This window comes from Streptococcus sp. 4155 (assembly GCF_013276695.1).
Lineage (GTDB): Bacteria > Bacillota > Bacilli > Lactobacillales > Streptococcaceae > Streptococcus > Streptococcus pseudopneumoniae.
In genome coordinates this window covers 1-17,658 of sequence record NZ_VMLM01000091.1, presented here as the reverse complement: position 1 = coordinate 17,658, position 17,658 = coordinate 1, and the positions used below count along the sequence as shown (strand labels likewise).

The 17,658-nt window shown below is 42.2% G+C and carries 11 protein-coding genes, 3 tRNA genes and 3 rRNA genes; 1 reads left to right on the top strand and 16 read right to left on the bottom strand.

Annotated features, from left to right (window positions below):
• Positions 1–40 precede the first annotated feature (40 nt).
• From HT715_RS10295 to pbp2a, 11 genes are all read right to left on the bottom strand, one after another.
• Positions 41–113 (bottom strand) — tRNA-Val (locus HT715_RS10295).
• Positions 114–117: 4 nt separating this feature from the next.
• A 5S ribosomal RNA gene (rrf, locus tag HT715_RS10290) occupies positions 118–233 on the bottom strand.
• Between the two features lie 76 nt (positions 234–309).
• Positions 310–3,211 (bottom strand): 23S ribosomal RNA (locus tag HT715_RS10285).
• Positions 3,212–3,335: 124 nt separating this feature from the next.
• Positions 3,336–3,408 (bottom strand) — tRNA-Ala (locus HT715_RS10280).
• 51 nt (positions 3,409–3,459) lie between these two features.
• A 16S ribosomal RNA gene (locus tag HT715_RS10275) occupies positions 3,460–5,005 on the bottom strand.
• Together the 16S, 23S and 5S rRNA genes with 3 tRNA genes alongside form the textbook arrangement of a ribosomal RNA operon.
• Positions 5,006–5,247: 242 nt before the next feature.
• A tRNA-Glu gene (locus HT715_RS10270) sits at positions 5,248–5,319 on the bottom strand.
• A 92-nt stretch (positions 5,320–5,411) separates the two neighbouring features.
• On the bottom strand, positions 5,412–5,891 hold the full coding sequence (locus HT715_RS10265; protein ID WP_119919832.1) for a sigma-70 family RNA polymerase sigma factor: 480 nt from the start codon (positions 5,889–5,891) through the stop codon (positions 5,412–5,414).
• 119 nt (positions 5,892–6,010) lie between these two features.
• On the bottom strand, positions 6,011–6,547 hold the full coding sequence (gene nusG, locus HT715_RS10260) for a transcription termination/antitermination protein NusG (RefSeq protein WP_000376739.1): 537 nt from the start codon (positions 6,545–6,547) through the stop codon (positions 6,011–6,013).
• A gap of 54 nt (positions 6,548–6,601) precedes the next feature.
• A complete protein-coding gene (gene secE, locus HT715_RS10255) occupies positions 6,602–6,778 on the bottom strand; it encodes a preprotein translocase subunit SecE (RefSeq protein ID WP_001210991.1) in 177 nt (58 codons plus the stop codon).
• A 9-nt stretch (positions 6,779–6,787) separates the two neighbouring features.
• Positions 6,788–6,940: a 50S ribosomal protein L33 gene (rpmG, locus tag HT715_RS10250; protein ID WP_014017356.1), complete on the bottom strand. Its 153-nt coding sequence runs from the start codon at positions 6,938–6,940 to the stop codon at positions 6,788–6,790.
• A 52-nt stretch (positions 6,941–6,992) separates the two neighbouring features.
• Positions 6,993–9,188 (bottom strand): penicillin-binding protein PBP2A, encoded by a 2,196-nt coding sequence (gene pbp2a / locus HT715_RS10245; RefSeq protein ID WP_119919833.1) that lies wholly within the window; start codon positions 9,186–9,188, stop codon positions 6,993–6,995.
• Positions 9,189–9,274: 86 nt separating this feature from the next.
• On the opposite strand from pbp2a, the gene HT715_RS10240 reads away from it, so the two are divergent.
• A complete protein-coding gene (locus HT715_RS10240) occupies positions 9,275–10,150 on the top strand; it encodes an RluA family pseudouridine synthase (RefSeq protein ID WP_119919834.1) in 876 nt (291 codons plus the stop codon).
• 68 nt (positions 10,151–10,218) lie between these two features.
• On the opposite strand, the gene gap is transcribed toward HT715_RS10240, so the two are convergent.
• The 5 genes from gap to adhE form a co-directional block, all read right to left on the bottom strand.
• Positions 10,219–11,226 (bottom strand): type I glyceraldehyde-3-phosphate dehydrogenase, encoded by a 1,008-nt coding sequence (gene gap, locus HT715_RS10235; RefSeq protein ID WP_000260684.1) that lies wholly within the window; start codon positions 11,224–11,226, stop codon positions 10,219–10,221.
• A 176-nt stretch (positions 11,227–11,402) separates the two neighbouring features.
• Positions 11,403–12,704, bottom strand: a complete 1,302-nt coding sequence (locus HT715_RS10230) for an ABC transporter permease (protein ID WP_007284918.1) — start codon at positions 12,702–12,704, stop codon at positions 11,403–11,405.
• Positions 12,673–13,356: an ABC transporter ATP-binding protein gene (locus tag HT715_RS10225; protein ID WP_054388130.1), complete on the bottom strand. Its 684-nt coding sequence runs from the start codon at positions 13,354–13,356 to the stop codon at positions 12,673–12,675. The genes HT715_RS10230 and HT715_RS10225 overlap by 32 nt, the downstream gene beginning before the upstream one ends.
• Before the next feature lie 315 nt (positions 13,357–13,671).
• Positions 13,672–14,592, bottom strand: a complete 921-nt coding sequence (locus HT715_RS10220; protein WP_054388131.1) for an XRE family transcriptional regulator — start codon at positions 14,590–14,592, stop codon at positions 13,672–13,674.
• Positions 14,593–14,715: 123 nt separating this feature from the next.
• Complete coding sequence (gene adhE, locus HT715_RS10215; protein WP_050228887.1) at positions 14,716–17,367, bottom strand: bifunctional acetaldehyde-CoA/alcohol dehydrogenase; 2,652 nt, start codon at positions 17,365–17,367, stop codon at positions 14,716–14,718.
• Between the last annotated feature and the right edge of the window lie 291 nt (positions 17,368–17,658).

Sequence of the window (17,658 nt, the reverse complement as noted above, 5' to 3'; positions counted from 1 at the left end):
GGAAGGCTGTAGTTTTACCACTAAACTACACCCGCTAAAATGGGAGTTAACGGGATCGAACCGCTGACCCTCTGCTTGTAAGGCAGATGCTCTCCCAGCTGAGCTAAACTCCCTAAAGCTAAGCGACTTCCCTATCTCACAGGGGGCAACCCCCAACTACTTCCGGCGTTCTAGGGCTTAACTTCTGTGTTCGGCATGGGTACAGGTGTATCTCCTAGGCTATCGTCACTTAACTCTGAGTAATACCTACTCAAAATTGAATATCTATTCAAACCAAGAAAACCGTTCGCTTTCGTATTCTCAGTTACTTTGGATAAGTCCTCGAGCTATTAGTATTAGTCCGCTACATGTGTCGCCACACTTCCACTTCTAACCTATCTACCTGATCATCTCTCAGGGCTCTTACTGATATAAAATCATGGGAAATCTCATCTTGAGGTGGGTTTCACACTTAGATGCTTTCAGCGTTTATCCCTTCCCTACATAGCTACCCAGCGATGCCTTTGGCAAGACAACTGGTACACCAGCGGTAAGTCCACTCTGGTCCTCTCGTACTAGGAGCAGATCCTCTCAAATTTCCTACGCCCGCGACGGATAGGGACCGAACTGTCTCACGACGTTCTGAACCCAGCTCGCGTGCCGCTTTAATGGGCGAACAGCCCAACCCTTGGGACCGACTACAGCCCCAGGATGCGACGAGCCGACATCGAGGTGCCAAACCTCCCCGTCGATGTGAACTCTTGGGGGAGATAAGCCTGTTATCCCCAGGGTAGCTTTTATCCGTTGAGCGATGGCCCTTCCATACGGAACCACCGGATCACTAAGCCCGACTTTCGTCCCTGCTCGAGTTGTAGCTCTCGCAGTCAAGCTCCCTTATACCTTTACACTCTGCGAATGATTTCCAACCATTCTGAGGGAACCTTTGGGCGCCTCCGTTACCTTTTAGGAGGCGACCGCCCCAGTCAAACTGCCCGTCAGACACTGTCTCCGATAGGGATCACCTATCTGGGTTAGAGTGGCCATAACACAAGGGTAGTATCCCAACAACGTCTCCTTCGAAACTGGCGTCCCGATCTCGTAGACTCCTACCTATCCTGTACATGTGGTACAGACACTCAATATCAAACTGCAGTAAAGCTCCATGGGGTCTTTCCGTCCTGTCGCGGGTAACCTGCATCTTCACAGGTACTAAAATTTCACCGAGTCTCTCGTTGAGACAGTGCCCAAATCATTACGCCTTTCGTGCGGGTCGGAACTTACCCGACAAGGAATTTCGCTACCTTAGGACCGTTATAGTTACGGCCGCCGTTTACTGGGGCTTCAATTCATACCTTCGCTTACGCTAAGCACTCCTCTTAACCTTCCAGCACCGGGCAGGCGTCACCCCCTATACATCATCTTACGATTTAGCAGAGAGCTGTGTTTTTGATAAACAGTTGCTTGGGCCTATTCACTGCGGCTGACTTAAAGTCAGCACCCCTTCTCCCGAAGTTACGGGGTCATTTTGCCGAGTTCCTTAACGAGAGTTCTCTCGCTCACCTGAGGCTACTCGCCTCGACTACCTGTGTCGGTTTGCGGTACGGGTAGAGTATGTTTAAACGCTAGAAGCTTTTCTTGGCAGTGTGACGTCACTAACTTCGCTACTAAACTTCGCTCCCCATCACAGCTCAATGTTATAGAATTAAGCATTTGACTCAATTCACACCTCACTGCTTAGACAGACTCTTCCAATCGTCTGCTTTAGTTAGCCTACTGCGTCCCTCCATCACTACATACTCTAGTACAGGAATATCAACCTGTTGTCCATCGGATACACCTTTCGGTCTCTCCTTAGGTCCCGACTAACCCAGGGCGGACGAGCCTTCCCCTGGAAACCTTAGTCTTACGGTGGACAGGATTCTCACCTGTCTTTCGCTACTCATACCGGCATTCTCACTTCTATGCGTTCCAGCGCTCCTCACGGTACACCTTCATCACACATAGAACGCTCTCCTACCATACCTATAAAGGTATCCACAGCTTCGGTAAATTGTTTTAGCCCCGGTACATTTTCGGCGCAGGGTCACTCGACTAGTGAGCTATTACGCACTCTTTGAATGAATAGCTGCTTCTAAGCTAACATCCTAGTTGTCTGTGCAACCCCACATCCTTTTCCACTTAACAATTATTTTGGGACCTTAGCTGGTGGTCTGGGCTGTTTCCCTTTCGACTACGGATCTTAGCACTCGCAGTCTGACTGCCGACCATAATTCTTTGGCATTCGGAGTTTATCTGAGATTGGTAATCCGGGATGGACCCCTCACCCAAACAGTGCTCTACCTCCAAGAATCTCTAATATCGACGCTAGCCCTAAAGCTATTTCGGAGAGAACCAGCTATCTCCAAGTTCGTTTGGAATTTCTCCGCTACCCACAAGTCATCCAAGCACTTTTCAACGTGCCCTGGTTCGGTCCTCCAGTGCGTCTTACCGCACCTTCAACCTGCTCATGGGTAGGTCACATGGTTTCGGGTCTACGTCATGATACTAAGGCGCCCTATTCAGACTCGGTTTCCCTACGGCTCCGTCTCTTCAACTTAACCTCGCATCATAACGTAACTCGCCGGTTCATTCTACAAAAGGCACGCTCTCACCCATTAACGGGCTCGAACTTGTTGTAGGCACACGGTTTCAGGTTCTATTTCACTCCCCTCCCGGGGTGCTTTTCACCTTTCCCTCACGGTACTGGTTCACTATCGGTCACTAGGGAGTATTTAGGGTTGGGAGATGGTCCTCCCAGATTCCGACGGGATTTCACGTGTCCCGCCGTACTCAGGATACTGCTAGGTACAAAGACTATTTTAAATACGAGGCTATTACTCTCTTTGGCTGATCTTCCCAAATCATTCTTCTATAATCTTTGAGTCCACATTGCAGTCCTACAACCCCGAAGAGTAAACTCTTCGGTTTGCCCTTCTGCCGTTTCGCTCGCCGCTACTAAGGCAATCGCTTTTGCTTTCTCTTCCTGCAGCTACTTAGATGTTTCAGTTCACTGCGTCTTCCTCCTCACATCCTTAACAGATGCGGGTAACAGGTAGTACCTGTTGGGTTCCCCCATTCGGAAATCCCTGGATCATCGCTTACTTACAGCTACCCAAGGCATATCGTCGTTTGTCACGTCCTTCTTCGGCTCCTAGTGCCAAGGCATCCACCGTGCGCCCTTATTAACTTAACCTTATTTTCTGACCTTTCAGTCATAAACTCTTATTAATACTACAGCGTTTTCGGTTTATTTTCTTGTTACTATTTGATATAGATATTCAATTTTCAATGTGCATTACTTGGTGATCTCTCACCAATGGAGCCTAGCGGGATCGAACCGCTGACCTCCTGCGTGCAAAGCAGGCGCTCTCCCAGCTGAGCTAAGGCCCCACAAGACCTCTCAAGACTAAACAAGACCAATGCGCAGTTCCTTATCCTTAGAAAGGAGGTGATCCAGCCGCACCTTCCGATACGGCTACCTTGTTACGACTTCACCCCAATCATCTATCCCACCTTAGGCGGCTGGCTCCTTACGGTTACCTCACCGACTTCGGGTGTTACAAACTCTCGTGGTGTGACGGGCGGTGTGTACAAGGCCCGGGAACGTATTCACCGCGGCGTGCTGATCCGCGATTACTAGCGATTCCGACTTCATGTAGGCGAGTTGCAGCCTACAATCCGAACTGAGACTGGCTTTAAGAGATTAGCTTGCCGTCACCGGCTTGCGACTCGTTGTACCAGCCATTGTAGCACGTGTGTAGCCCAGGTCATAAGGGGCATGATGATTTGACGTCATCCCCACCTTCCTCCGGTTTATTACCGGCAGTCTCGCTAGAGTGCCCAACTGAATGATGGCAACTAACAATAGGGGTTGCGCTCGTTGCGGGACTTAACCCAACATCTCACGACACGAGCTGACGACAACCATGCACCACCTGTCACCTCTGTCCCGAAAGAAAACTCTATCTCTAGAGTGGTCAGAGGGATGTCAAGACCTGGTAAGGTTCTTCGCGTTGCTTCGAATTAAACCACATGCTCCACCGCTTGTGCGGGCCCCCGTCAATTCCTTTGAGTTTCAACCTTGCGGTCGTACTCCCCAGGCGGAGTGCTTAATGCGTTAGCTACGGCACTAAACCCCGGAAAGGGTCTAACACCTAGCACTCATCGTTTACGGCGTGGACTACCAGGGTATCTAATCCTGTTTGCTCCCCACGCTTTCGAGCCTCAGCGTCAGTTACAAGCCAGAGAGCCGCTTTCGCCACCGGTGTTCCTCCATATATCTACGCATTTCACCGCTACACATGGAATTCCACTCTCCCCTCTTGCACTCAAGTTAAACAGTTTCCAAAGCCTACTATGGTTAAGCCACAGCCTTTAACTTCAGACTTATCTAACCGCCTGCGCTCGCTTTACGCCCAATAAATCCGGACAACGCTCGGGACCTACGTATTACCGCGGCTGCTGGCACGTAGTTAGCCGTCCCTTTCTGGTAAGATACCGTCACAGTGTGAACTTTCCACTCTCACACTCGTTCTTCTCTTACAACAGAGCTTTACGATCCGAAAACCTTCTTCACTCACGCGGCGTTGCTCGGTCAGACTTCCGTCCATTGCCGAAGATTCCCTACTGCTGCCTCCCGTAGGAGTCTGGGCCGTGTCTCAGTCCCAGTGTGGCCGATCACCCTCTCAGGTCGGCTATGTATCGTCGCCTTGGTGAGCCGTTACCCCACCAACTAGCTAATACAACGCAGGTCCATCTGGTAGTGATGCATTTGCACCTTTTAAGCAAATGTCATGCAACATCTACTCTTATGCGGTATTAGCTATCGTTTCCAATAGTTATCCCCCGCTACCAGGCAGGTTACCTACGCGTTACTCACCCGTTCGCAACTCATCCAGAGAAGCAAGCTCCTCCTTCAGCGTTCTACTTGCATGTATTAGGCACGCCGCCAGCGTTCGTCCTGAGCCAGGATCAAACTCTCATTAAAAGTTTGAGTTCTCACTCATTTCTGTCACTGACAGATTTATTGTTTTTTCATTGTTCAGTACTACAACCTTGGTTGTAGTGCCCTGCACATTGGTTCGTCTTGTTCAGTTTTCAAAGGTCTTCGTCACTCGCTTCTCTCAAGCGACAACTATATTAGTATATCACAATCACTTTCGCTTGTCAACACTTTTTTGAAACTTTTTTAATCTTTTTTTCATCAAGTGTTACAACCGCAACATACTATAGTCCGTACGGGATTCGAACCCGTGTTACCGCCGTGAAAAGGCGGTGTCTTAACCCCTTGACCAACGGACCAGAGTGGTTATTTTCAACTCTTACTATTATACAGTCTTTTTCAGACTTGTCAACACCTTTTTAAAATTTTTTTTACTTTTTTGCATGACTTCCTAATGGGTACGGATGTCAAACTCTTTAAACACAATACGTAAATCTCTTAACACTCTTTGACGCCCTCGGAAGCGTTCATCTCTTAAGATGCGTTCTAATTCTTCTTGTTGCTCTTTAGTTTGTTTATTTCTATAATTTCTTAGTGTTTCATGAAAGAGATAATAATCGTCTAGCCAGAGTCCTCCATCACTTATACGATGACTGATTTCACCCACTTCTTCATAAGGTTCTTTATCATATCTTCGTTTGTGGCTTTCTTGCTTACGGATATAGTCTAAAATTCGATTTCGAAACTTGGTTTTGAAATATTTCCTTAAACGAGGAATATCTTCTACTAGTCCTTCTTCTCTACTAATCAATTCATGTAAGCAAATCATTCCCTCTTGGTTCCAGTCCGATAGCTCCCATAAATGAAGGTAATATTCATTTCTACACTTATACACAGTTCCTTGGACTTCTTCATACAATTCTTTAATCATAATTTTCCCCTTTCTAGATACAGTCTAACAGATTAGAAACACTTTTGTTCCATTTTCTCCATTCTGTTCTCTACACCGTCTCAACTGCACAAAAAAGAGAGGCTCAGCCTCTCTCAGGGTTATAATTCTGCGATTTGGTTTAGGTTTACTTCTGCAACTGTGTCATTACCAAACATAGAGATAATCATTTTTACTTTGTTATTATCAATTTCTGTAATCTTACCAGTGTAGTCTGCAAAAGCACCATCAATAATACGTACGGTTTGACCAACCTCAACATCGAAATCAAATTCTTGAACAGTTTGTCCCATAGATACCAAAATGTCACGAATTTCTTGTTCCAATAATGGAGTTGGTTTTGATCTGTTCCCGTGTGATCCTACGAATCCTGTAACGTTTGGTGTGTTTCGCACAACAAACCAAGCTTCATCTGTCATGACCATTTCTACAAGAACATAACCTGGAAATCGATTTTCTTCTACTTCTTTTCTCTTTCCATTTTTTTCAACTTGCACTGTTTGCGTTGGAATTTCAACACGTAAAATATTATCCAACATATTGTAGGTTTGCGCACGTTGCAATAGATTTTCTTTTACCTTATTTTCATAACCAGAATAAGTTTGTAAAACAAACCACCCTTTATCAAAACTATCCATGATATTTCCTTTCATAAATAGAAGATTTCTAGTGTAATTAACTCCACTAACCTTCTAAAAAATGTTAATAAATCGAATCAAACCTGAAACAATCAACTGGTCAAAAATGTAAATAATTACTACAAAGAAAGCTGTGTATTCCATAATAGAACGAAAATCTCTCCAGCTTTCCTTGCGAGTTGGCCATGTTGTGTCTTTAAGAAGTCTAAAAATATCTCCAATAAAACGCATCGCTCTCTCCTATCTCGTTTCTCTGTGTGTAGTGTACTTGCCACAATGTTTACAAAATTTATTTACTTCTAGTCGTGTAGGCTTGGGGGTTCCACTGATCTTGATTGAATAGTTTCTCGAACCACAAACCGCACAAGCTAGGCTTGCTTTTTTTAGTGCCATAACGCCTCCATCTTATCTATTATAACAAGAAAGCTAGGCTTTGACAAGCATCTTAGCGAAATAGATTGACTACCGAATCCCATATTGTTTGAGCCTTTTCCTTAATCTTCGCATCCGAGATAGCCCGACTAGCCTCATCTACTAGACTTTGCGCACGTCCTCGAATATCAGACAAATTATCATCTGTCTGGCTATTATCATTGGTTTGTACTTGTCTTTTTGTATTGGCTGGTGCAATTCCATTTTGCTTATAAGCATTTTCAACCGTAAAGGTACTTCCTGGCGTATAAGGTAAAATGGTATTTGCAATATTTCTAAAGACATGGGCTGCACCGTTTGAAGTAGAACCTGCTAGATAGTGATTTTCATCAGTGGTCGGAAAACCAAGCCAATGACTAATCACCACATCAGGAGTATAACCAATCACCCACTGGTCACTTGTGTACTCCGGATTGAAAACTGCTTCAGTTGTTCCAGTTTTCCCTGCCATGACATAGTCTGCAGGCGATGAACTAATACCGGTTCCGTTAGTGAATGTACCCAACATCATACTGGTCATCTTATCAGCTACAGACTTATCAAGCACCCGTTTTTGTGAATTTTTATGGCTAGCAATAACTTGTCCACTAGCATTTTCAATTCTACTAATAAAATGAGCTTCCGGCATTAAACCTTCATTTGCAAAGGCAGCATATGCTTGAGCCATTTGCAGAGGATTGGTTTCGACACCACTTCCTAAAGCGACGCCGAGAACACGGTCGACCTTTTCCATGTTGAGTCCAAATTTTTCTCCTGCCTCAAAAGCCTTGTCAACGCCCAAATCATTAACAATGGCAACAGCAGGTAGATTAAGCGATTCTGCCAAGGCTTGATACATAGGAACTTCTCGACTCGTTTTAATTCCTGCATAGTTATCAACCTTATAGCTGTCATACTGCATGGTATGGTTATCCAAGAGCTTATTCAAAGCCCAACCTGCCTCAACTGCTGGCGTATAAACAACTAAAGGCTTAATTGTAGAACCAGGGCTACGTTTTGATTGAGTTGCATAGTTGAAATTCCGGAATCCAGTTTTATCATTGTCAGCAACTTGACCGACAACTCCACGAACTCCTCCTGTTTTCGGTTCAAGAGCTACACTTCCTGATTGAGCAAATGTTCCATCCTCTGCCCTCGGAAATAGCGAGGTGTTTTCATAGACAACCTGCATATTTGCTTGGTAGTTTTGGTCCAGCTCTGTATAAATGCGGTAGCCATTATTGACAATTTCTTCCTCTGTTAGATTATACTTAGAAACAGCTTCATTAACAACCGCATCAAAGTAAGAAGGATAGCGGTAATCTGAGATTTTTCCTTCATACTTATCGTGCAATTGCGAAGTCATATCAACTTCTGCAGCTTCGGTTTCTTGGTTTTTATCAATATATCCTGCTGCAACCATATTTTGTAAGACAGTGTCGCGACGATTAGTTGAATCTTCTACGGAATTCAAGGGATTATACAATTCCGGCCCCTTGAGCATCCCTGCCAGAGCCGCAGCTTGATCCAAACTCACTTCTGATGCAGAAACTCCAAAGTATTTCTTACTCGCATCTTCTACACCCCACACACCATTTCCAAAATAGGCATTGTTAAGGTACATGGTTAAGATCTGATCCTTACTATATTTTTTTGTTAATTCTAAGGCAAGGAAAAATTCTTTCGCTTTTCTCTCAACAGTTTGATCCTGAGACAGATAGGCATTTTTAGCCAACTGTTGGGTAATAGTAGAACCACCACCTGAACGACCAGCAGTGACAATCGCCAAGAAGAAACGGCCATAGTTAATTCCGTCATTTTTATAGAAAGAACGGTCTTCTGTCGCAATAACGGCATTCTGTAAATTTTTACTGATGTCAATCAGTTCAACGTAGGTTCCTTTTTGACCAGACAAGGCACCAGCCTCTTTTTCTTCACGATCAAAAATGATAGTCCGAGTTTTCAAGGCGTTTTGCAAATCGTTAACATTGGTTGACTTAGCTACAGCAAACAAATAGGTTCCAACTAGCAAGCCTGCACTCAAACCTAGTATAAGGACAATCTTTGTTAGATGATAGCGACGCCAGAATTTTCGAATCGGACCTACTTGGGCTAATTTTTTTCGATCACTACGAGAACGTCGCAAGCTAGTAGACCCAGAATCCTCTAGTTCACTTGTTTCTTTTTTAAAAAGAGAAAGAAATTTCTCGAATAATTTATCTAATTTCATGCGTTTATTTTATCATCTTCATCATAGGAAGACAAGAATTTAGCTATTTTCTATCCAAATAGGGCTTTTTTTGTTACAATATCTGTATGCAATTCACTTTTACTTTACCAGACTCTTTACCTCAAATGACGGTTAAGCAATTACTGGAGGAACAACTCCTCATCCCTAGAAAAATCCGTCATTTTTTGAGGATCAAGAAACATATTTTGATAAATCAGCGAGAAGTTCATTGGAACGAGATGGTGAAACCTGGGGATGTTTGCCAGTTGACTTTTGATGAGGAAGATTATCCCGAAAAAGAAATTCCTTGGGGCAACCCAAATCTCGTTCAGGAAGTTTATCAAGATCAACACTTGGTTATTGTGAACAAACCAGAGGGGATGAAAACGCATGGTAATCAGCCAAACGAAATCGCCCTTCTCAACCATGTCAGTGCCTATGTTGGCCAAACCTGCTATGTCGTTCATCGTCTGGACATGGAAACCAGTGGCTTGGTTCTCTTTGCAAAAAATCCTTTTATCCTGCCCATTCTCAACCGCTTATTGGAGAAAAAAGAGATTTCTAGGGAATATTGGGCGCTTGTTGACGGAAATATCAACAGCAAAGAACTTGTTTTCAAAGACAAAATTGGGCGTGATCGCCATGACCGCAGAAAACGAATAGTTGATACAAAAAATGGGCAATATGCTGAAACGCATGTAAGCAGATTAAAGCAATTCCCAAACAAAACGACCCTTGTCCGTTGTAAACTAAAGACAGGGCGAACCCATCAGATTCGTGTGCACCTTTCGCATCATAACTTCCCTATTTTGGGCGACCCTCTCTATAACAGCAATTCAAAGACGAGTCGGCTTATGCTCCACGCCTTCCGACTGTCCTTTACCCATCCGCTTACTCTAGAGAAATTAAGCTTCACTGTCCCATCAGATACTTTTGAAACAGAATTAAAAAAGAATGGATGATTGTGTCATCCATTTTTCCATATAAGAAAAGCAAGACCAAGAGGCCTTGCTTTTTATCGACTCATGAATTATTTAGCAATTTTTGCGAAGTATTCAAGAGTACGAACAAGTTGTGCAGTGTATGACATTTCGTTGTCGTACCATGATACAACTTTAACCAATTGTTTACCGTCAACGTCAAGGACTTTAGTTTGAGTTGCGTCAAACAATGAACCGTAAGACATACCTATGATATCTGAAGATACGATTGGATCTTCTGTGTAGCCGTATGATTCGTTTGAAGCTGCTTTCATAGCTGCATTCACTTCATCAACAGTAACGTTCTTTTCAAGAACAGCTACCAATTCAGTAACTGATCCAGTTGGAGTTGGAACGCGTTGTGCAGATCCGTCAAGTTTACCGTTCAATTCTGGAATTACAAGACCGATAGCTTTAGCAGCACCAGTTGAGTTAGGAACGATGTTTGCAGCACCAGCGCGAGCACGGCGAAGGTCACCACCACGGTGTGGTCCGTCAAGGATCATTTGGTCACCAGTGTAAGCGTGGATAGTAGTCATCAATCCTTCAACAACACCAAAGTTGTCTTGAAGAGCTTTAGCCATTGGAGCCAAGCAGTTTGTAGTACATGAAGCACCTGAGATAACTGTTTCAGTACCGTCAAGAACGTCGTGGTTAGTGTTGAATACAACTGTTTTAACGTCGTTTCCACCAGGAGCAGTGATAACAACTTTTTTAGCTCCACCTTTAAGGTGTTTTTCAGCGGCTTCTTTCTTAGCAAAGAAACCAGTAGCTTCAAGAACGATTTCTACACCGTCAGTAGCCCAGTCGATTTGTTCTGGATCACGTTCAGCAGAAACTTTAACGAATTTACCGTTAACTTCGAATCCACCTTCTTTAACTTCAACAGTACCGTCGAAACGACCTTGAGTTGTGTCGTATTTCAACAAGTGTGCAAGCATAACTGGATCTGTAAGGTCGTTGATACGAGTAACTTCAACACCTTCTACGTTTTGGATACGACGGAAAGCAAGACGACCGATACGTCCGAAACCGTTAATACCAACTTTAACTACCATTAGTGATTTCCTCCTTATGAAAATCATGAAATTTTTATTGTGAAAAGAGTAACTTGAATCACTACAAATCACCTTTCAACAAACCTATTATATAACTATTTGAGTTGAATTGCAAGTACGGGCATTGTTTTTCTATGTTTGTTTCTTTTTAAGGCTATAAATCAAGAACTTCCTTACTATTCATATCGTAGCGATTCTACAGGATCCATTTTACTAATTTTACGCGCTGGGAAGTAGGCTGAGACATAACCAAGTAATAGAGCGAAAGCTAGAGTTCCTAAAACAGATAAAAGATTTAATTCAAAAACCTTCGTGATGGATGGGTAAAAGTGATTTACAACCGCATTCGCCAAACTTCCCACCCCTTGTGCAACCAAAAATGCCAGCAGCAAGGCGATTCCTACAATCCAGATAGCCTCGTAAATAAAAATTCCTTTGACATCACGATTTTGATAACCAACTGCCTTCATGACACCTATTTCCTTAGAACGTTGCATGATATTGATGTAAATAATGATACCAATCATGACCGCTGCTACCACAATAGCTTGTGATGAAAGTACAATCAACAATCCCTGAATGACACGAATAAAAGTAATCACAATATCAAGAACCTTCTGTTGAGAAAGAACAGTATACTTCTTGTTTTTCTGCAATTCTTCTGTTATCGCTTTTGTTTGTGATGGATCTTTGAGTTCCAAGATAAAATAAGATACAGCTTTTGTAAATCCAGCCTCTTTCAAAATCGTTTCCATTTGATGAGACGGCATGAAACTGTTGCTGTCCTCCAAGTCATCTTCATCATTGATTACACGTACAATCTTTGTTTGAAATTGAGCAGTCTTGCTAGCTTCAGCATCATTTTCTACAATGCTGGCTGAGACTGATTTGCCAATAATATCACTAGCTGTCAGATTTTTTCCTGTCTGTTCATTCCAATTTTTTAGTAAACTGCTTGGAATCGTCAATCCCTGTTCATTTGAATCCGTATAGAGGGAACCGGCTAATACTTTGTCCGCCTCATTACTACTAACAGAAATACTTGTATCCTCATATAGACTCACTACTTGAGCATAAGAAGGCATCGTTTGACTCAGATCCATTTCTTGACCATCTATAGTCATATTTGACATGATCATCCCAAAAGGACTCTCCAAATATTTAATAGCTTCTTTGCCAACTGTATCCGTGATATAGTTCTTATCATCTTGGTTCAAAAAGCCTCGTCCAACATTTTTTGTGTTTAAAGCAATCTGAACTTGAGAAGGGATTTGACCTCCATTCGTATTTTCATCAATCATCGAAATCAATGCATTTCCCAAGCCGAAAGAAATTAAGACTCCTACAAAACCGATTGAGGTTGCTAGCGCAATCAATAGGTTACGCCATTTTCTTTCCATAAAGTTATTTAAAGAAAGTTTGAATTTATTTTTCAATGATAATCCTTTATTTTTTGACTTCTTCAACGACTTCACCATCCTTCATTTTGATAATCACGTCTGCATATTCAGCAACCTCTGGATTATGGGTTACAATCAGTACTGTTTTCCCTGTTTGGGCTAATTTTTTAAACACTTCCAATACCATTTCTTGGGATTGAGAATCCAGCGAACCCGTTGGCTCATCTGCTACAATCATATCAGGCTGATTTACCAGTGCACGCGCGATTGCTACGCGTTGCTTTTGCCCGCCAGAAAGCTGTTTAACATTTTTAGCCATAAAAGGCTCCATGCCCAAGTTACTTAATTGCTCCTTTGCAATCATTGTCATCTCCCTGTCAGATAAATCTTTGACATAGAGAGGTAATTTGACATTATCCAAGACAGACTGATGAGGAATGAGGTTAAAGTTTTGAAACACAAATCCAATCTTATCTTTACGAAATTGAGTTAGTTCAATCTCTGATAAGTCACGGAGGGATTCCCCTTTAAACTCTAAATCTCCTTCATATTGTCTATCTAAACCGCTGATGATGTTTAGTAGACTGGTTTTGCCACATCCTGACGGACCATAAATCGCAGTGATTTTCCCTTTTGCGATTTGCAGATTTATATTCTCTAAAGCCTGCTCTTGATGTTTACCGTCCAAAGTGTAAAACTTTGAAATATTTTTAATGGATAAAATGGACATTCTTTCCCCCTTGTTTAAAACTGTTATCGTCATACATCATAATTATAGAAAAGCCTTCAAGCGACATCAGCACTGATTGCCACTATGAACCTACTGCTTAGAATTTTTTCTCTATTGCCTCGTTTGCTTCTGGATGTATATCAAGTAATACTCTTCGAAAATCTCTTCAAACCACGTCAACGTCGCCTTGCCGTACTCAAGTACAGCCTGCGGCTAGTTTCCTACTTTGCTCTTTGATTTTCATTGAGTATAAAATTCATTTTAACAAAAAAGCGGCATTCCCTCAATGACAGAAATGTCACTCCTATAAACTCTTTAACGATATCTTTCTAGATCCTCGCTCCATTCATTATCTAAACTAACGATTAACTTCTCATTGCCAAACATCCTCGCCATCATTTTTGCTTCTTCATACTTTTGTTTGGCTGTATCATAATCCGTCTGAATATAATATTTCCACTCCACCATCAAGACAATCGGTTGTTTTTGAAAATCTCGTGTTTTTTGCCCTATTTTATTTAAGGTCTCGACTGCCCTCTTAAAATAAGGAAGCAACCCCATAATCTCTATACAAGTTAAAGAAGCTAACAAGGAGTCTCTAAGTAAGTCCAAACAATCGAACTCTATCTTATCAACCTGAGAACTTAGTTTGTCATGAAAACAAAGAATGGTTTCATGCTCAGATTCTTTTATCTCACCCATATTTAAACCATCCATTAACTGACAGTTGAAATACAGTCTCAGTTTCAACAAGTCCTCGGCTTTATATACATCTCTGGATAGTAAGTCTTGAAGACTGTCCTCAATCACACTGCTTCCATATAAGGAATTACTAGTCATTCTCACTGCATCTATAGCTTGAAGACAATCCACTAGCACTTTCTCATCACGTGGCAAATCATCATAAAAATTCTCAAAAATCTCATCGAAATATTCTTCCTTTTGTTCTTGCAACTCCTTGTCTCCATAGTCAGGATGATGTAAAAGAAAGTACTTTAATTCTTGGTAACGCTTCGGTAATTCCTTATAATCTGGCATCAAGACGTAGGACGGAATTTCTAATCTATCTGCAATATATTCTAGGGTTTTTATCGTCGGGCGAAATTCTCCTTTTTCAATCCGCACCAACTGACGCACTGATAATTCAGACTCATCTCCGCAAAAAACTGGACGACTAAGGCCTTTCTCCTCTCTTAAAAGTCGCACTTTATCCCCTAACTCATTTATCTTGTTCATTTGCCCCTCGCATGATTATTAAAGATTTGATTTTCAAATAAATATATGCGATGATTATACCATTTTTCAAATAGAATTACAAAAAAGAGACAGGATAACTCCTGCCTCTAAACTGATAAACAATTATTTACGGCGTCCTGGTCTTTCTTTGTAGCCATAATATGCATCTGCCATAATTTCTTCCATGTCAGCTACCATTGGCAAGCGTGGGTTAGCAGGAGAACATTGGTCTTCATAAGCAAGCAAAGCAATTTCATGCAAGCTGTCTTTCCAAGCTTTTTCATCAATTCCTTGATCCTGGAAGTTCATCTTGATACCTACTGCAACACCAAGTTCGTAAACAGCTTTAGCGTATGCCTCAACTGCTTCTTCTGGAGTTGAGTGAGGCAAGCCAAGCATTTTCGCGATGTCTTGGAATTTCTCATCAGCTTTCCAGTAGTTGTATTTAGGCCATGTAGTAGTCTTAGCTGGACGAGTTCCGTTGTAACGGATAACGTACGGAAGCAAGATAGCATTTGTACGTCCGTGAACAGTGTGATGAACACCACCAATCTTATGGGCCATTGAGTGGCTCATTCCAAGGAAGGCATTGGCGAAGGCCATACCAGCCATTGTAGACGCATTGTGCATTTTCTCACGAGCTTCTGGGTCAGCTGTCTTAACAGATTTTTCCAACCATTCAAAGACAAGTTTGATTGTTTGAAGCGCAATACCGTCTGTATAGTCGTTAGCAAAGTTTGAAGTGTAGGCTTCAGTCGCGTGTGTCAAGACATCCATACCTGTATCAGCAGCGATAAAGTCTGGAACTGATTCAACCAAAGCAGGGTCAACAATGGCAATAGTCGGTGTCAATGAGTAGTCAGCCAATGGGTATTTGCGGTTGTTTTTCTTATCAGAGATAACGGCAAATGGTGTTACTTCTGAACCAGTACCTGAAGTTGTTGGGATACCGATGTACTTCGCTTTCTTACCAAGTGATGGGAAGCGGAAGGCGCGTTTACGGATATCCATGAATTTTTGAACCAAGTCACGGAAGTCGATTTCTGGTTGTTCGTAGAAGAGCCACATTACTTTGGCTGCATCCATTGGTGAACCACCACCAAGAGCAATGATTGTGTCTGGTTCAAATGCTTTCATCACCTCAGCACCACGTTCTACAGTTGTGATATCTGGATCTGGTTCAACATCTGAGAAGACTTGGATAGTTACACGGTTGCTACGTGCGTTCAATTGATCGATAACACGTTGAACGAAACCGAGTTTTTCGATAGATTTGTCTGTAACAATCAGAACGCGTTCAATATCTTCACATGTTTGAAGGTATTGGATAGAATTGCGTTCGAAGTAAATTTTTGAAGGAACTTTAAACCACTGCATATTATTTCTCCGTCTTCCGACTTTTTTGATATTCAAGAGGTTAATGGCACTAACGTTATCCCCAACTGAGTTGCGTCCGTAAGAACCACATCCAAGTGTCAATGATGGCAAGAAGGCATTGTAAACGTCCCCGATACCACCGAAAGTAGAAGGTGAGTTACAGATAACACGAATAGCTTTAACAGCTTTACCAAATTCTTTAGTCAATTCGTCGTCAGCTGTGTGGATGGCTGCTGAGTGGCCAAGACCGTTAAATTCAACCATTTGACGAGCCTTAGTAATACCATCTTCACGGCTTTCAGATTTCAAAACTGCGATAACTGGTGACAATTTTTCACGAGTCAATGGCTCATTTTCGCCAACTTCTTTACATTCTGCAGCAAGAATGTTTGTTCCTTCTGGAACTGTAAATCCTGCTTGCTCTGCAATCCAAGTTGCTGGTTTACCAACGATGTCAGCGTTCAATTTTGCACCAGCACAGTTTTTGCTGTTTGCTTTGACGCCGAAACAGAATTCTTCAAGAAGAGCTTTTTCTTTTTTATTTACAAAGTAAGTGTGGTAAGATTTGAACTCTGCTACAAATTCATCGTAGATTTCTTTGTCAATGATAACCGCTTGTTCAGATGCACAGACCATACCGTTATCAAATGATTTAGACATGACGATATCGTGTGCTGCTTGACGAATGTTTGCTGATTTTTCAACATAAGCTGGAACGTTTCCGGCACCTACCCCAAGAGCTGGTTTACCACATGAATAAGCCGCCTTAACCATGGCATTACCACCTGTTGCAAGGATTGTCGCAACACCTTCGTGGTTCATAAGGGCACTTGTTGCTTCCATAGATGGTTGAGTAATCCATTGCACACAGTTTTCAGGAGCACCAGCTGCGATAGCTGCATCGCGGACGATACGAGCTGCATGAGCAGATGATTCTTGTGCTGATGGATGGAAGGCAAAGACGATTGGGTTACGTGTCTTCAATGAAATCAATGATTTGAAGATTGCTGTTGATGTTGGGTTTGTTGTTGGAGTAATACCACAAACAACACCAACCGGTTCAGCAATAAGAGTCAATCCTGTTACATCGTCTTCTTCGATAACGCCAACTGTCTTAGTGTGACGCATGTTGTTTACTACGTGTTCACAGGCAAACAAGTTCTTAGTTGCTTTATCTTCAAATACACCACGTCCTGTTTCTTCAAAGGCATGTAAAGCCAATTCTCCGTGGGCATCCAAAGCTGCTACTGATGCTTTGGCAACGATGTAGTCAACTTGCTCTTGATCCAATTTACGCATTTCTTCAAGGGCAACTAGAGCTTTTTGAACCAACTCATCTACGTGTTTTTCAGCAACGAGTTTCTTTTCCTCTGGTGTCACAGTTTTTTTATCAGCCATATTTTCCTCCATAGCTTTCAAGGAACGATATCCTTTGTTAATTTTTTCACAAGTTTATTATAACGTATTATTTCAACTTTGTAAACAGTTTCATAAACATTTCACAAAGAATTTTTAAACTCTTGTGAAACTTTTCTCATTTTCTTTTCTTATCAGGTTTTATCTTTGAAGTTTGTGAAATTTATTTCAAATATTTTTTATTTCACAAACTTGCTTGGAAGAGGGATTTGGAAAGAAAGGGATTTACAGGTAAGCGCTTACCTTGTAATTCTAGTCATAACCACCCGTGAA

Coding starts and splice junctions, on each gene's coding strand:
- HT715_RS10265 (WP_119919832.1), bottom strand. CDS start 5,891: ATGATTAAAGAATTGTATGAAGAAGTCCAAGGAACTGTGTATAAGTGT.
- nusG (WP_000376739.1), bottom strand. CDS start 6,547: ATGGATAGTTTTGATAAAGGGTGGTTTGTTTTACAAACTTATTCTGGT.
- secE (WP_001210991.1), bottom strand. CDS start 6,778: ATGCGTTTTATTGGAGATATTTTTAGACTTCTTAAAGACACAACATGG.
- rpmG (WP_014017356.1), bottom strand. CDS start 6,940: ATGGCACTAAAAAAAGCAAGCCTAGCTTGTGCGGTTTGTGGTTCGAGA.
- pbp2a (WP_119919833.1), bottom strand. CDS start 9,188: ATGAAATTAGATAAATTATTCGAGAAATTTCTTTCTCTTTTTAAAAAA.
- HT715_RS10240 (WP_119919834.1), top strand. CDS start 9,275: ATGCAATTCACTTTTACTTTACCAGACTCTTTACCTCAAATGACGGTT.
- gap (WP_000260684.1), bottom strand. CDS start 11,226: ATGGTAGTTAAAGTTGGTATTAACGGTTTCGGACGTATCGGTCGTCTT.
- HT715_RS10230 (WP_007284918.1), bottom strand. CDS start 12,704: ATGGTGAAGTCGTTGAAGAAGTCAAAAAATAAAGGATTATCATTGAAA.
- HT715_RS10225 (WP_054388130.1), bottom strand. CDS start 13,356: ATGTCCATTTTATCCATTAAAAATATTTCAAAGTTTTACACTTTGGAC.
- HT715_RS10220 (WP_054388131.1), bottom strand. CDS start 14,592: ATGAACAAGATAAATGAGTTAGGGGATAAAGTGCGACTTTTAAGAGAG.
- adhE (WP_050228887.1), bottom strand. CDS start 17,367: ATGGCTGATAAAAAAACTGTGACACCAGAGGAAAAGAAACTCGTTGCT.